The sequence below is a fragment of the Saxibacter everestensis genome, assembly GCF_025787225.1.
GTDB classification, from domain to species: Bacteria; Actinomycetota; Actinomycetes; order Actinomycetales; family Brevibacteriaceae; genus Saxibacter; species Saxibacter everestensis.
The window spans coordinates 2,962,748-2,977,832 of the sequence record NZ_CP090958.1 but is presented as its reverse complement, the minus strand read 5'-3'; the positions used below and the strand labels follow the sequence as shown (position 1 = coordinate 2,977,832).

Here is a 15,085-nt window from a genome sequence, read left to right as displayed (position 1 = left end):
CCTTGAGCCTGCGCACGGCGCTACGGTCACGCGCGACACCCCGGCGTAGGGAAGAATAGACGCCATGCGTCTTGTGGCAAGCGATATCGACGGAACCATCCTGGACCACACGGGAATCATCCGTCCTCGTGTGGTCGAGGCGTTCCGCGCCTGCCGCACGGCTGGCATTGAGGTGGTGTTCGTGACGGGCCGGCCCTTCCGCTGGGTCACGCCCCTGGAGGACCAGTTGGATCACGCCGGAACCGTAATCTGCTCCAACGGAAGCCTGATCTACGATCTGGCCAACCGGAAAGTGCTCAACACGCATGCAATCTCGGTACAGGACGCCAGCCGCGCCGCCCGGGCACTGCGTGCCGCTGCGCCGGACGTGGTTTTCGCGCTGGAAACCCTGGACGGGTTCAGGGCTGAACCTGCATATGCCGGGCGTGGGGAAGTGCCCGCTGCGGGTGAGGTAACCCAGTTCGACGATCTGCTGACCGGTGAACCAACAATTGTGAAAATGCTCGCCCACCTGCCGAACGGTAACAGCGACGAGTTGCTTGCGCTCGCCGCGCCGGTGATCAGTGACTTCGTCTCACCGACCCACTCAAGTCCGAACGGCGCCCTGATTGAGATCGCGCCCCGGGGAGTGAACAAGTCACGAAGCCTTGCGGAATACGCCGAAATGCTCGGCATTGGTCCCGAAGACGTGGTCGCGTTCGGGGATATGCCGAACGACCTCGAGATGCTGGGTTGGGCCGGTCGCGGATATGCGATGGCGGACGGCCACCCGGCCGCCATCGCCGCAGCTCATGACGTTGCTCCGGCACTGCTCGAGGATGGCGTCGCGCAGGTGCTTGAGCGGATACTTGGCGAGCCATAGCTAGGCTTGGAACCCAGCACATGGAACAGGCACCCGTCGGCTGCAGCAGGCGCAGGGCAACCAGTTGCCGGGCTAGAAGCATCCGGGCGAGCTTCTGCCCCGCGGCTATCGCAGTTGCCGGGCTAGAAGCTTCCGGGCGAGTCTTGCCCCGCGGCTATCGCAAGTGCCGGGCTAGGAGCTTTCGGGCGGCCTCGATGTTGCCCGAGGCAGCCGTGATCGCCCGGTCGGCGCCGGCGGCTCGTTCGGTGGCCTGTGCGCTGTCGGCGCGCAGCGAGACTCTCGCCATCGTCGCCGCCTCGGCTGCCTGCGCAACGCAGGTAGCCGCGCGGGAAATGTGGCGGTGCAACTCGGGAAACGAGCCGTCTGGCCCGCCGGGGATCTCCAGTCGGTCGGTAGGCGCGAGCCGCTGAGCCGAAACGCACAGCTCGTGCACCTGATCGGCCAGGCCAGCCAGCACGTGTGTGTTGGTGGCGAGGCTGTCCCGCACGACTGTCGCGCCAGTGAGTTCACGCCCGAGGGCATCGGCATCGATTCCTTCGACGACGTGGATGAATCGGTCGACGGCCCTGGAAAAGCGGTCGGATGCCCGCCGCCAGACGCCGCGCCCGAGCACCTCGTCGTCGCCGGAAGGTCGTGAACCGAAAAGCCCATCTAGCAGTCCCATCGATCTGAAGTCATCCGCGGCTCATAGATACTGGCCGGTGCCGTGCGAATGCGGATCGGAGGCATCCTGCCTGGGCCCGGGCATTCCCTGGGCCGCGGCCTGAGCCGCAGCTGCCTGACGCGGGTCCGTGCCGGGCGGCAGGGCATGGCGCATCTGGGCGAGCTGAGCCTGTGCCGCCATCTGCTGGGCGACGAGCGCGGTCTGGATGCCGTGGAACAGGCCCTCGAGCCAACCCACAAGCTGTGCCTGGGCAATCCGCAGCTCGGCGTCGCTTGGCGGCGCATCACCGTCCGCGAACGGCAGAGTGATCCGGTGCAGCTCGCCGACCAGTTCCGGCGACAGTCCTTCCTCAAGCTCTTTCAACGAGCGTTCGTGCACCTCGGCCAGCCGCGCTCGACCAGCGTCGTCCAAGGGCGCGTTACGCACCTCGTCGAGCAGCTGCTTTATCATCGAGCCGATCCGCATCACCTTCGCTGGCTGCGAGATGTCCTCTACCGGGCTGCGCTCTCCGCTCTCGCCTTCTTCCGGCTCCCCGTCGGCCTGCACCTCGAGCGTCTCTCCACTCAATGGTTCGTCATCCTGCGATCCATCGGCGCCGGACGCGGCCGTTCGCACGGCGGCTGGGCTGTCCGCGCTGGTTCGATGCCCGGCATTGGCCGCGCCATTCGAATCCGGCCGGGCGATTTCGGCTTCCGGGCCCTCTTCGGTATTAAGGATGGTTCGGTCAAACTGTGCGTCGCTCAATGTTCATCCCTTCGTCAGGTTCCTCATTCTGTCACTCAGGGGTGACAATGCCTTCGGTGGTGGCTGCCCGGTTGCTGTGAAAGGCATCCGGCGGCGCTTCTGCGTCTGGGTCAGGTCCGGGTTAGCCCTTAACCAGCAGGACCTTGCCGATATTCTCGCCGTCCTCCAGAATCTGGTGCGCCTCGGGCGCCTGGTCGAAGGCGAGCCGGGAATGGATGATCGGCAGCACCGAGCCGTCTTCGATGAGCGGCCATACCTGCTCGCGGACGGCAGCGACGATTGTCGCTTTTTCGGCCGCTGGCCGTGCGCGCAACGTTGTGCCGATTACTGCGAGCCTGCGTCGCATTACTTCGTTGAGGTCGATTTCGGACTTCCTGCCGCCCTGCAGCCCGATGATCACCAGACGTCCGGAAACATTGAGGGACTCGATGTTTCGTTCGAGGTACTTCGCGCCCATAACGTCGAGGATGACGTCGGCTCCGCGACCGTCACTTGCGCCCTTGATTTCCTGAACGAAATCCTGCTCCCGGTAGTTGATCGTCACGTCGGCGCCGAGCTCACGGCAGAAGTCGAGCTTGTGCGAGGAGCCGGCCGTCACTGCGACATGGCCGCCGAGAGCCTTGGTGATCTGAATGGCGGCAGTGCCGATTCCACTTCCGCCACCGTGCACGAGCAGCCATTCTCCTGGGTGTAAGCCGGCAGACATGAAGACATTGGAGAAAACCGTGCAGACGACTTCTGGCAGGCCGGCGGCATCCACGAGATCCAGGCCGGCGGGTACCGGAAGAACCTGCTCGGCGGATACGACGACCGTTTCCGCGTAGCCGCCGCCGGTGAGCAGGGCACAGACCTCATCGCCGACCGAAAAACTGGTGACACCTGCGCCGGTCTCTTTGATCCGGCCGGAGACCTCCAACCCCGGAATTGCCGACTCCCCAGCCGGCGGAGCGTACAGGCCTTGTCGTTGCAGAAGGTCCGCCCGGTTCACCCCGGCCGCGACCACCTCGATTGCGACCTCCCCGGGACCCACTGCTAGCTCGGCGACGTCGGAAACTGTTAGAACACTTGGGTCGCCAGGTTCGGCGATAGTGATGGCACGCATTGGTCATTCCTCTTCTACGTCAGTGGCAGCTGATAGGTATCCGATTGGGTCGAAAACGCCCTAATGACGCGCTCGTCTGGATCGGCGGCTTCCGCCGTGAGCCAGCTTGGCGGCTTCCAGGTCCGCTGGTGTGTCGACGTCGTAGGTCACGGAGGTGGGAACATCGATGATTTGATACCTGGTCTGGCTGAGCACGCTGCGGGCGGAGTGTAGAGCCGTCGCGCCGTCGAGTACTCGGCGCAGGGCGTCGAGCCGGTAAACGGTCAGGAGGGGCTGAAGGGCGCCGTCGGATCGGGCAACTGTGGCCTCCAGCGCCGTGCTGCCGTAGACGTTCGGGAACCGGAAATTCTCGGCCAGGCCGGCGAGCGCCTCGCCGGCGGCCGGCATGTCACCGGCGACGATCGCCACCAGGTCGGGTGGGTCCTGGCGGAGCGCGTCCAGACCGGCGCGGATGCCGGGGACCGGTCCGCCGCCCGGTGGTTGTTCGCGGGCGAACTCAAGGTGTATCCCGTCGCGGGACAGCTTGCGATTCGGCCCGACCACCACGACTTTGGTCAGCGCGATGCTGGCTCTGCCTGCGCCGCCGGCCAGGGCACCGACCCCACTGCTGATGGAATCGATCGTGGTTTGCAGAAGCGTGCGGTGGGCGAGGACTGCTTCCAGCTTGTCTTGGCCGTCCATCCGGGAGCTTTCGCCGCCGGCAAGCACGACGGCAGCAAGATTCATGCTTGCTTCGTTGTCGCGTTGCTCGGTCATACCATTAGTCTGCCATCCTGCCGGGACGGCGCAGCACCGTCTCGCGGGGTATTCGCCATCGATAGCTGAGCCGATTGCGGACTGTCCCGCACGGTCGTAGGGTCGCAGGTGACAGCAGCGGTTTCTATCTCGAATGAGGAGTGAGCACGATGAGTGAGAACACCACGAATCAGGATGACGGTTCGGAGGCTAACATCCCGGGCCAGGCCGCTTCGGGCGACTCCAATCAGTTGTCTTCTGAGGACACTCTGGAGGATCGCGGAGTCGATGACCTGCTTGACGAGGGGTACTCGCCACCCGAACGTCCTTCGGTGATGACGCGTGAGGGTTATACCGAGGACGATGAACGCAACGGCGAAACGCTCGACCACCGGCTCGAAACCGAGGAGCCAGACTTCGACGAACTCGCGGCCGACGAAGATCAGCGCGCATTTACCGACGGCGATTATGTCGGCGGGGAAGTCGGCACGGAACGCGCCGGTCGGCTCACTGACCACAGCGGACTTGGCGGCGAAACCGAGGACGATGTGCTCGCCGAGGACGTCGGCATCGACGGCGGTGCCGCTGGAGCCGAGGAAGCGGCGATGCACGTGATCGACGAGGAATAACCGGGACCGGGGTGAGGCTGAGAGGAATTAATGACGCCGGCACTGTATCGATGTGCGTATTGTCGATACGGTCGTAACTGTGACCAGATTTTCAGCAGCGCCCAGTCCCGACAGCCAACGGCTGCACTATGACCGAATCGTCATAACCGAAATACAACCAGTAGTCGACGGCGGCGCCTTCCCCGCCAAATCCACCGTGAACGAAGACATCCCGCTTGCCGCTACGGTATTTCGTGAGGGGCACGACCTGATCGGCGTGAATGCTGTCCTGCTCGATGGCGCCGGGGAAGAAGCCGACCGGATCCGTCTGCAGGAGAGCATCCCGGGCACCGACCGGTTTGTCGGAACCTTTCGGCCGGAGAAGGCCGGTCACTACAGCTTCGTCATCGAGGCGTGGGCAGATCTCTACGCGACGTGGGAACACGCGGCAACTCTGAAGATCCCCGCCGGAGTCGATGTCGACCTGATGCTCGCCGAGGGGTTGCAGCTGCTCACCGACGCCGAGCAGCAGGGTGACCGCACCTTCGAGCATCGAGCCGTCTTGGCCGATGCGATAAACACCCTCAACTCCGCGGCACTGCCAGCCGCCGACCGGCTTGCCGCCGCGACCACTGCGCAGGTGAAATCGGCGATCGTCGCGCATCCATTGCGAGACCTGATCAGCGTCAGCAAGCGGATGCCGTTGAACGTCGAGCGAGAGCTTGCCGGACGGGCCAGCTGGTATGAGTTCTTTCCGCGCTCTGAAGGTGCGAAGCAGGACGAAGAGACCGGCGAGTGGGTTTCCGGCACCTTCCGGACGGCGGCAAAGCGCCTCGGCGCGGTGGCGGACATGGGCTTCGACGTCATTTACCTGCCGCCCATCCATCCGATCGGTGAAGTCAACCGAAAAGGACCGAATAACACGCTGAACCCCGGGCCTAAGGACCCGGGATCGCCATGGGCAATTGGTTCCCGTTACGGCGGTCACGATGCGATCCATCCCGACCTGGGCGACTTCGCTGACTTCGACGAATTCGTCGCACGCGCGAATCAGCTCGGCCTCGAAGTGGCCCTGGATCTCGCCCTGCAGGCTGCCCCGGACCACCCATGGGTGAAAAGCAATCCCGAGTGGTTCACCACCCAGCTCGACGGCACCATCGCCTATGCGGAGAACCCGCCGAAGAAATACCAGGACATCTACCCGCTGAACTTCGACAACGACTTCGAAGGCCTCAGCCGCGAGGTGTTGCGGATCGTCGAACTCTGGATCGACCATGGCGTGAAAATCTTCCGCGTCGACAATCCGCACACCAAACCGGTGATGTTCTGGGAATGGCTGATCGCCACGGTGAATGACAGACATCCGGACGTGATCTTCCTTGCCGAGGCATTCACCCGGCCGCCGATGATGCATGCGCTGGCCAAGCTTGGCTTCCAGCAGTCCTACTCGTACTTCACCTGGCGGAACACCCGGGAGGAACTTGAGGAGTACCTCGCCGAACTCCGTGACGAATCTGGTGCTTTCCTGCGACCGAACTTCTTCGTCAACACCCCCGACATCCTTACCGAGTACCTGCAATTCAGTGGGCCGGCCGGATTCAAGATCCGCGCCGTCCTGGCCGCTACTTCGAGTCCGCTCTGGGGTGTCTATGCCGGCTATGAACTGTACGAGCATGTGCCGCGTCCCGGCGCAGAGGAGTACATCGATAATGAGAAGTATCAGTACCGCCCTCGTGACTTCGATGCCGCAGAGGCGGACGGTCGTTCACTCGCGCCGTACCTCCGACGGCTGAACGCGATCCGGAAGGAACACCCGGCCCTCGGAGACCTGCGCAACATCCGACTGCACGACGCCGATGATGAGTCCATTCTGGTGTACTCGAAACGCAAGGACGACGATGCGCTGATCGTGGTTATCAACCTGGATCCGCACGCCACCCGAGATACAATCGTGCACCTCGACCTCGAGGAGCTGTTTCCGGGCGACACGTCGCTGGCGGGGACGCCGACCGAGTTCGAGGTTCACGACCTGCTGACCGACCAAACCTGGTTCTGGAGCGAACACAATTATGTGCGGCTCGATCCGCGCAGCGAACCGGCGCACATCCTGCAGATCAGGAGCCGTCCTTGAGCACGTCGGCCCGGCTCCCGTCGTTGGCGTGGAAGCGAACGCGGGGGCCCATCGAGGAGGCCACCTCGCCGGCCGGAGTGGGCGCAACTATCGACCGGGGCGCCGGCAAACCCAGAAGACTGAGAAGGGGTGTACATGTCAGTTAGCGGCGAACTACAACGGCTTCTGCATTCCTGGCTGCCTGCACAGCGCTGGTTTCCGGCTAAGGGACGCGGGATCTCCATTTCCGCATTGTCGTCGGTGCAGGTTTTCGATCGTGCGCTCGCGGGCGACGCAGTAACCGGCAGGAACCACATCCTGATGCTCGATTCGGGTGACCGGATGGACATAATTCAGGTGCCGTTGACGTTTCGGGTCTCGCGACTCGACGCGCCTGATTCCGCGTACCTCGGCGAAGTCGATGACATAACCCTCGGCCGGCGCCACGTTTACGATGGTGTGCACGACCCGGAGTTCGTCCGGGCGATCGCCTCGCTGATCACCAGCGGGCGTACACATGCCGACCGGAAACTCGCCGGCCGTACCGTGGCCGGTATCCAGCAGCCAACCATTACCGGTGCGCCGACCAAAGTCATTACCGGGGAGCAGTCGAATAGCTCGATCGTCATTTCGGACCGCTCCGCGCCCGCAATCCTGAAACTCTTTCGGGTGCTGTCAGCTGGAGCAAACCCGGACGTTGAGGTAACTGCAGCGCTCAGTGCCGCCAGCTGTACCTCCGTGCCGCAGACAATGGGATGGCTGGAGGGAAAGTGGTTCAATCCTGTTTCGCTTAAGGAGGAGTCCGGGCATTTCGCGGTGCTCTCCGAATTCATTGCCGGCTCGACCGATGCCTGGGCCGCAGCGGTACAGGCAGCGCAGCTCGACCTGGACTTCAGCGAACCCGCGGATCAGCTCGGCATCGCGGTGGCACGCATCCACAAAACACTTTCAGATGTCTTTGGAGCGCGACATCCAGGGCCGGCGCAAACGGGTCGCATCGTTGACGGCCTGCAGAAGCGTGTGTTGTGGGCGCTGTCGGAGGCGCGTGATGTGCTGTCGCCATATAACGAGCAGCTCCACGAACACATCAGCCGGCTGGGGGATATCGACAACGTCGGCATGGTGCAGCGAATCCACGGCGATCTGCACCTCGGCCAGGTGCTGCACTCCGAGGCGCGTGGCTGGGTGGTGCTGGACTTCGAAGGCGAGCCGCTGCGACCGTTGTCGGAGCGTTCGCACCCTGACGTTCCGCTGCGGGACGTCGTCGGCATTCTTCGGTCCTTCGACTACGCGGCGAATTTCGTCGCACTGGAAGACCCGGACCCCGCGTCACGCGACGTGGTGTCCAAGCGCACCGCCGCCTGGGCGCAAAAAGCGTCGGCGGCTTTCCTCGACGGTTATGCTCGAGAATCCGGCCAGCCAGCGATCGGTACCGACCCGCTGTTGCGGGTGTACTGGTTGGATAAGGCACTGTATGAGGTTGTCTACGAGCTGCGAAACCGGCCGAACTGGCTCCAGGTCCCATTACGTTCAGTAGGAGCGATATTGAATAACGAATCCGAAGTCACCGGCGGGCCGGCCGCTGAAGCAGCCAAGCCGGAGGCCGAAGAAGCGGGTCGGGCGGAGGTCGCGGCCGACACCACGGCTGACAGTGAAGCGGTTGGGTCGCCTGCTGAGGCGGCAGCGCCTGAAGCGTCCGAGTCCGAGTCCGGGTTTGAGAATGACGGCACCGACATGGCTGACGCGGAGTCTGATCCCGAGTTTTCCGGCTCGCCCAGCCCGCGCCCGGTCTCGCAGGACGTCCTGCAGCGAGTGTCGGACGGCAGCTATCACAACCCGCACTCCGTCCTTGGCGCGCATCAGGACGCCGACGGCACTGTAACTATTCGTGCTTGTAAGCATCTGGCGAAATCCGTTGTCGCCCGGACGCCAACCGAAACGATTCCGCTCACGCATGAGTACGGCGGCATCTTCAGCGCCGCATTCCGTCCCGCCGACGGCCTGATTCCGGAGTATCGGCTCGAAACCAGCTACATCGACGACGACCTGCACGTCACCGACGATCCTTATCGTTTCGTGCCCACGTTGGGCGAAATGGATCTGCACCTGATCGGCGAGGGACGCCATGAGGAACTCTGGACCGTACTCGGCGCCCACCCACGCCGTTATCCCGGCAACCAGGGCGACATCAGCGGGACGAGCTTCGCGGTATGGGCGCCAGCTGCCCAGGCTGTCCGGGTGGTCGGCGACTTCAACGGCTGGAACGGCGTCGGCCATGCCATGCGCTCGCTCGGCTCATCCGGAGTCTGGGAGCTATTCATTCCGGGAGTCGGGGTGGGCAACGCCTACAAGTTCGAGATCCTCAGCCGCCACGGCCAGTGGCTGCAGAAAGCCGACCCGATGGCGTTCGGCACCGAGCTCCCGCCGGCCACAGGTTCGGTGATCACCGAATCGCGGTACACATTCAACGACGACGAATGGATTGCCCAGCGCTCATCGACCAATCCGCATGACGCTCCGGTAAGCGCCTATGAGGTGCACCTAGGATCGTGGCGTCTCGGTCTCGGGTACCGTGAGCTCGCCACTGAGCTGGTCGACTACGTGGTGGAGCTCGGCTTCACCCACGTCGAGTTCATGCCGGTGGCCGAACATCCCTTCGGCGGCTCCTGGGGCTACCAGGTCACGTCCTACTACGCGCCGACGTCGCGCTTCGGCCACCCCGATGAGTTCCGCTTCCTGGTCGATTCCCTGCACCAGGCCGGGATCGGCGTCATTCTGGATTGGGTGCCTGCCCACTTCCCGAAAGACGAATTCGCCCTGGCGAAGTTCGACGGCGAGGCCCTGTACGAACACCCGGACCCGCAGCGCGGCGAGCATCCGGACTGGGGAACGCTGATCTTCGACTACGGCCGCCGGGAGGTGCGGAACTTCCTGGTCGCCAACGCCCTGTATTGGTTCGATCAGTTCCATATCGACGGGCTTCGCGTTGATGCCGTGGCATCCATGCTCTATCTTGACTATTCGCGCGAGGAGGGCCAGTGGAGCCCGAACAAGGAGGGTGGCCGCGAGAATCTTGAGGCCATCGGCTTCCTGCAGGAAGTTAACGCCACGGCCTACCGTCGCTTCCCGGGAATCCTGATGATTGCCGAAGAGTCGACCGCGTTCCCGGGTGTCACCGCACCGACAAGCGGCGGTGGTCTCGGTTTCGGCCTCAAGTGGAACATGGGCTGGATGCACGATTCTCTCGGATACATCTCCGCTGATCCCTTGTACCGCCAGCATCAGCACAATCAGCTGACGTTCTCCATCGTGTACGCATTCAGTGAGAACTACCTGTTGCCGATCAGCCATGACGAGGTCGTGCACGGCAAGGGATCGCTGCTGCGCAAGATGCCGGGCGACCGCTGGCAGCAGCTCGCGAACCTCCGGGCCTTTCTGGCCTATCAGTGGGCGCATCCCGGCAAGCAGCTGATCTTCATGGGTACCGAGTTCGGCCAGGAAGCTGAATGGTCGCACGACCACGGCCTGGATTGGTGGCTGACCGACGACCCGCGGCATTCCGGTGTGCAGCGGTTGGTCGGTTCGCTCAACGATGTCTACCGGAACACGCCGGCGCTGTATGCAAGGGATAACGAGCCAGGCGGCTTCCAATGGCTCGATGGTGCGGACGCGGCTCGTAATGTGGTGTCCTTCGTGCGCTGGGACCGCGACGACAAACCGCTGGTCTGTGTTGCGAACTTCGCCGGGATGGCGCACGAAAGCTACAGGTTGGCTCTGCCGTTCGAGGGAACCTGGATCGAGCGGGTCAACACCGATGCCGAGCAGTATGGCGGGTCAGGAAGCGGAAACTTGGGTCAGGTGACCGCGGTCGCCGGGCACCACATGGGCCAGCCGGCTCACGCCGATCTGCGCCTACCGCCATTGGGCGTGCTGTACCTGACACCAGGCGAGTAAGCCGACGAGGCAGTGCCCGCCTGGAGAACTTACAGCACGGGGCCAGGGCACACCGGCCCCGTGCTGTAACTCAGGCGCCGTCCGACTCCGGGCCGGACTTCTCGATCTGGCGAGTCCGCCCCTCGCCTTGAGCCGCCTGCTCGTCTGCGTCGTCGGCTGGGGGCGGGGTCACCAGGAGCGCGGTCCCGCGATAGGCCGGCAGGCTGATGAAGAAGCTGTGCAGGTCATCCACGGCCCCGATCTCCTCCCCAGTGAAGGCGTCAGTCACCAGGGCGCCGCACTCCAGATGAACGGAGTTGACGCTGCCGGTCACATCCTGCGATGAGAAGTTCAGAACCGTGAGCTGTATCTCGCCGGACTCCCGCTGGTGGACCATAACCAGCAGGCCCCGGTGGGAAACATCCGGCACGTCGATCAGGACACTGGCAGCGATGCCGTGTGCTTCACGGACCGCGAGGACCCGTGCCAGCTGACGCGCGAACGAGTTTTCGTCCGCGAGCTGATCCGGTAGGTTGCCGTACAGCGAACGGGCCGAGGGCATTCCGGATGCGGACACCTTGGAGCCGGGGTTTGCCCCCATCAGGTCGTGGGCTCCACGGTTGATCCATCGGGTGTCTCCCCGGGCGATCAGCGTGTCCACCTGAGCCCGCTCCAGCGGGAGAATGCCGCACAGATCCCATCCGGAGAGCGCGAAGACGCCTGGCTGCAGCGCGTTGTACATGGCAAGCAGCAGGTGCACGTCGCGGACCTGTTCGATCTCGTCCTCGGTGATGGCGTCGAGATCCGTTATGCCCAGTGCCGCGGTGATCACGCTGGCCGTGGTGCAGGCAATGCCATTCGTCGTGAAGACCAGGTTGTACGGGGCGGCCTCCCCGGTGATTCCCTTTCGCAGGGTCTCTTGCACAGACTCGGCCAGCTCGGCCCCAGTCAGTTGCTCGCCACCGAGTTCGAAGACATCGTCCTTGTGCCTGGTGGCGAAGTGCACAAGCTCGTAGGTCAGCTCGTCGTGGTTCTGCAGGGCATGCACCAGGCTGGCCTGGTCAACGCCGATGTCCATCGCCAGGCGCAGCGTGAGCCGGAGAAATTCGGTGTCGCCGGTGACGAGAGCATGGTGGTACGCCGGGCGGGTGACGAAGTCATAGGAGAGGTCGGGCCCCACCTCGGAGGTGTCCTTGATGTCATCGATGGTGAGGTTGAGTTCCTGGAAAGTGAACCCGCCGACCTTGCGCACCATGGAGCCGATCAGCTGGTTGGCCACCTCTGACAGCGGATGTCCCTCCGACCAGCCGGCCATTTCCTCGGCGCCCTTCTCAACCCCGAGGAAGCCGTTGGCGTCCAGGCGCAGCGCGCCGGTGCCCAGATCCACGAGGGAATGCAATGCGTCGCCCATCACCAGGCGCATGCCGGAAAAGGTGGGATCCAGCCAGTTGAGGGATGGCTGCCCCGCCTTGAAGTAGTGCAGGTAAACCCACCGGCGGAGCTGGCCGGTGGGGTCCATCACGGGGCGGGTGGCGCTCCAGTTGGTCTCCTTGACCATGGGCTCGTAGAAGATCACCCGCTGTAACTGGCCGATGATGTAGCCGGCGTCCTGCAGGGCGCGTTCGCCGGCCGCATCGATGTTGACCGAGTCCTCGCCATCGGGAACGTCGGGCAGGAGATGCCAATCGGACTCGGGGATGTCGATCATGTGGTAAAGGCCGGGGTAGTCCCGGTAGTTCATCTCGGCGAGCCGGAAGTCGGCACCTTTGCCCGTGTGCCCGGGGATGATGTCGTCGATGATGGTCCCGTCGTGGTCTTTGGCCACGGCGCACATCGAGCGGAACTCGTCCTCTGTGCCGAACAGCGGGTCGATTGCCATGCTGATCCGGTCGAAGTGGCCGTCAACGCTGGGCGTGCTTTCCCAGCCGGTCAACCCGCCTGCGCGCTTCACCGGGCCGGTATGGATGGCGTGGATGCCGATCTCCTGGAACGCTTTCCACATCTCGGAGTCGCCCAGAGCCGCAAGGAACGACTGACCGGAGCGAGTGATGAACGACAACGGGTAGGCGGTGAACCAGACCGACGCGGTTTCCAAGGCTGCCCGCGGGTTCGGGTGAGCGTACGGGTTCTGCCACATGCTTGCCTGGCCCGAGAGCTGCCGGCCCAGTGTCTTGGCATCTCCGAGCATGGACTGGTTCCGCAGCCACTCCACGTAGGCCTTGTTCCGGCCGTCGGGTTCGAAGGGCGGTTTGGCGTTCCCATACTGCTGGTTACGTCGTGCCCTGGGGCGAAGGGCTCGTGGGCGGGCGGGATAGAACGCCTCGTCGTAGGTGATGTCTGCGACCGAACCCTGGTCGGCAGCAGGTTCCGGTGCTTCCACTTCCTGGCCGTTGCCGGAAGTGGAGCGGATGTCGCTGCTGCTCTTTCGAGGGAGTGAGTCAGACATGAATGGGATCCTTCCTCGGTACTGTCAGGCTTGTTCGCACGTTGTCACTCGATCTAATCATCCGCCGTGCTGGCGGCGAAGACCGCGGCAGAACGACCCGGTAGGGTCACCAGCGGGCCTGCATCGGGTCCGTCGCCTTCCGCTGCTGTCTCTGCTGGTTCGCCGGCGGTGGCCAGCAGCAGACCGCCGGACGCAAGCGGCAGCGGTACCCTGGCGGGTCCGGTGCCAAAATTCAGCGCGATCTGTACCCCGTCCCGGCACAGCACCAGCCAGCGTTCGTCCTCATCGAACCGGACGTCGAGTGTCGAGAACCGCTGGTCGCGCAGCTCGGGAAGCTCCTTGCGCAACTTGCCGAGTTGCCGGTAGAGCTCAAGCAAACGGGCATGGCCGTCGGCGGTCGGCTCATCCCAATTGAGCTTCGAGTTGGTGAATGTCGACTCGTCCTGCGGATTCGGCACCAGCGACTCGTCCCAACCCATCTCGGCGAATTCACGTAACCGTCCCAGGGCGGTAGCTTCGCCGAGCTCCGGCTCGGGATGAGAGGTGAAGAACTGCCAAGGCGTCGATGCGCCCCATTCCTCGCCCATGAACAGCATCGGCGTGAACGGACCGAGCAGGTTGAGCGTCGCGGCGATCGCCAGTCCGCCCGGATCGACCATCGCGCTCAGCCGGTCGCCTGCCGCCCGGTTGCCGATCTGATCGTGATTCTGGGTGCAGACAACAAGTCGCCAGGCGGGAGTGTGCACAGTGTCGATCTGCCGGCCGTGGTGCCGTCGGCGGAATGACGAATATGTGTTGTCGTGGAAGAAGCCCCGGGTGAGCACCTTGCCGAGCGCGGCAAGCGAATCGAAGTCGGCGTAATAGCCCGCTGTCTCGCCGGATACTGCCACGTGCACCGCGTGGTGAAAGTCATCGCTCCACTGCCCGGCCAGGCCATACCCGCCGGACGCGCGGGGGGTGAACAGCCGGGGGTTGTTCAGATCGGATTCCGCAATCAGACTCAGCGGCCTGCCTAGCTGGGTCGACAACTCGTCTGCGGCCGTTGCCAACTCCTCGAGAATATGGACCGCGCGGCTGTCGACGAGCGCGTGCACGGCATCCAGTCGCAGGCCGTCGACGTGGTAGTCGCGCAGCCACATCAGCGCGTTGTCAACGATGTATGTGCGTACCTCATCGGAGTCCGGGCCGTCGAGATTCACCGAGTCGCCCCAGGTGTTCACCGCGGCCGTGTGCAGGTAGGGCCCGAAGTTCGGCAGGTAGTTTCCGCTCGGCCCCAGGTGGTTGTAGACAACATCCTGGATGACGCCGAGTCCGTTCCGATGGCAGGCGTCAACGAACCGCTGGTAGCCTTCCGGGCCGCCGTACTGCTCGTGGACGGCGTACCAGAGCACACCGTCGTAACCCCAATTGTGGGTGCCATTGAAGGCGTTGACCGGCAGTAACTCGACGAAGTCAACGCCGAGGGACTTCAGGTGCGGAAGCTTGTCGATGGCGGCATCGAAGGTACCGTCCGGAGTGAAGGTGCCGATATGCAGCTCGTAGATGAGACCACCGGCGAGGTCGCGACCCAGCCATGCCGAATCGGTCCAGTGAAAGGCGTCGGCGTCGAAGGTCCGGGAGGGCTCGTGCACGCCCGCAGGCTGCCTTCGTGAGCGCGGATCGGGTAGCGGATCGGAAGCGCCGTCGAGCAGGTAGCCGTAGTCGACCTCAGGCAGCGCGAGCAGCTGGTTGGCGGTCTTCGGGTCGTCGAGGGTCCACCAGCCGTCTTCCGCCCGATGCATCGGATAGTTGGCGCCATTGGCGAATAGTGAAACCGTTTCGGGCTTCGGCGCCCAGACGGCGAAATGTGAGTGCTCATTGCGTTGTGTCATGGCGCCACTT

Annotated in this window: 10 protein-coding genes; 4 read left to right on the top strand and 6 right to left on the bottom strand. The window is 63.9% G+C overall.

The features are described from left to right. Positions 1-64: 64 nt before the first annotated feature. Positions 65-862 (top strand): HAD family hydrolase, encoded by a 798-nt coding sequence (locus LWF01_RS14145; RefSeq protein ID WP_349638004.1) that lies wholly within the window; start codon positions 65-67, stop codon positions 860-862. Positions 863-1,016: 154 nt separating this feature from the next. Here the strand turns inward: LWF01_RS14145 and LWF01_RS14140 are convergent, their stop codons facing one another. From LWF01_RS14140 to mobA, 4 genes are all read right to left on the bottom strand, one after another. Beyond that, the gene (locus LWF01_RS14140; protein WP_349638003.1) at positions 1,017-1,526 is read right to left on the bottom strand and encodes a hypothetical protein; all 510 of its coding nucleotides are present in this window, start codon (positions 1,524-1,526) and stop codon (positions 1,017-1,019) included. A gap of 21 nt (positions 1,527-1,547) precedes the next feature. Continuing rightward, positions 1,548-2,270, bottom strand: coding sequence for a bacterial proteasome activator family protein (locus tag LWF01_RS14135; RefSeq protein WP_349638002.1), 723 nt, complete (start codon positions 2,268-2,270; stop codon positions 1,548-1,550). A 121-nt stretch (positions 2,271-2,391) separates the two neighbouring features. Beyond that, positions 2,392-3,372 carry an NAD(P)H-quinone oxidoreductase gene (locus LWF01_RS14130; RefSeq protein ID WP_349638001.1) on the bottom strand — a complete coding sequence of 327 codons (981 nt, stop codon included), beginning with the start codon at positions 3,370-3,372 and terminating at the stop codon, positions 2,392-2,394. Positions 3,373-3,432: 60 nt separating this feature from the next. After that, positions 3,433-4,128: a molybdenum cofactor guanylyltransferase gene (gene mobA / locus LWF01_RS14125; RefSeq protein WP_349638000.1), complete on the bottom strand. Its 696-nt coding sequence runs from the start codon at positions 4,126-4,128 to the stop codon at positions 3,433-3,435. 149 nt (positions 4,129-4,277) lie between these two features. On the opposite strand from mobA, the gene LWF01_RS14120 reads away from it, so the two are divergent. The 3 genes from LWF01_RS14120 (at position 4,278) to glgB (ending at position 10,779) form a co-directional block, all read left to right on the top strand. Then, the gene (locus tag LWF01_RS14120) at positions 4,278-4,736 is read left to right on the top strand and encodes a DUF5709 domain-containing protein (protein ID WP_349637999.1); all 459 of its coding nucleotides are present in this window, start codon (positions 4,278-4,280) and stop codon (positions 4,734-4,736) included. Between the two features lie 79 nt (positions 4,737-4,815). Next, on the top strand, positions 4,816-6,846 hold the full coding sequence (locus tag LWF01_RS14115; RefSeq protein WP_349637998.1) for an alpha-1,4-glucan--maltose-1-phosphate maltosyltransferase: 2,031 nt from the start codon (positions 4,816-4,818) through the stop codon (positions 6,844-6,846). Positions 6,847-6,981: 135 nt separating this feature from the next. Further along, a complete protein-coding gene (glgB, locus tag LWF01_RS14110; protein WP_349637997.1) occupies positions 6,982-10,779 on the top strand; it encodes a 1,4-alpha-glucan branching protein GlgB in 3,798 nt (1,265 codons plus the stop codon). 70 nt (positions 10,780-10,849) lie between these two features. Here glgB and treS read toward each other — a convergent pair whose 3' ends face one another. Both treS and treZ read right to left on the bottom strand, forming a co-directional pair. Next, positions 10,850-13,204: a maltose alpha-D-glucosyltransferase gene (treS, locus tag LWF01_RS14105; protein ID WP_349637996.1), complete on the bottom strand. Its 2,355-nt coding sequence runs from the start codon at positions 13,202-13,204 to the stop codon at positions 10,850-10,852. A 53-nt stretch (positions 13,205-13,257) separates the two neighbouring features. Then, positions 13,258-15,075: a malto-oligosyltrehalose trehalohydrolase gene (treZ, locus tag LWF01_RS14100; protein WP_349637995.1), complete on the bottom strand. Its 1,818-nt coding sequence runs from the start codon at positions 15,073-15,075 to the stop codon at positions 13,258-13,260. Positions 15,076-15,085: the final 10 nt, after the last annotated feature.

Coding starts and splice junctions, on each gene's coding strand:
- LWF01_RS14145 (WP_349638004.1), top strand. CDS start 65: ATGCGTCTTGTGGCAAGCGATATCGACGGAACCATCCTGGACCACACG.
- LWF01_RS14140 (WP_349638003.1), bottom strand. CDS start 1,526: ATGGGACTGCTAGATGGGCTTTTCGGTTCACGACCTTCCGGCGACGAC.
- LWF01_RS14130 (WP_349638001.1), bottom strand. CDS start 3,372: ATGCGTGCCATCACTATCGCCGAACCTGGCGACCCAAGTGTTCTAACA.
- mobA (WP_349638000.1), bottom strand. CDS start 4,128: ATGACCGAGCAACGCGACAACGAAGCAAGCATGAATCTTGCTGCCGTC.
- LWF01_RS14120 (WP_349637999.1), top strand. CDS start 4,278: ATGAGTGAGAACACCACGAATCAGGATGACGGTTCGGAGGCTAACATC.
- glgB (WP_349637997.1), top strand. CDS start 6,982: ATGTCAGTTAGCGGCGAACTACAACGGCTTCTGCATTCCTGGCTGCCT.
- treS (WP_349637996.1), bottom strand. CDS start 13,204: ATGTCTGACTCACTCCCTCGAAAGAGCAGCAGCGACATCCGCTCCACT.
- treZ (WP_349637995.1), bottom strand. CDS start 15,075: ATGACACAACGCAATGAGCACTCACATTTCGCCGTCTGGGCGCCGAAG.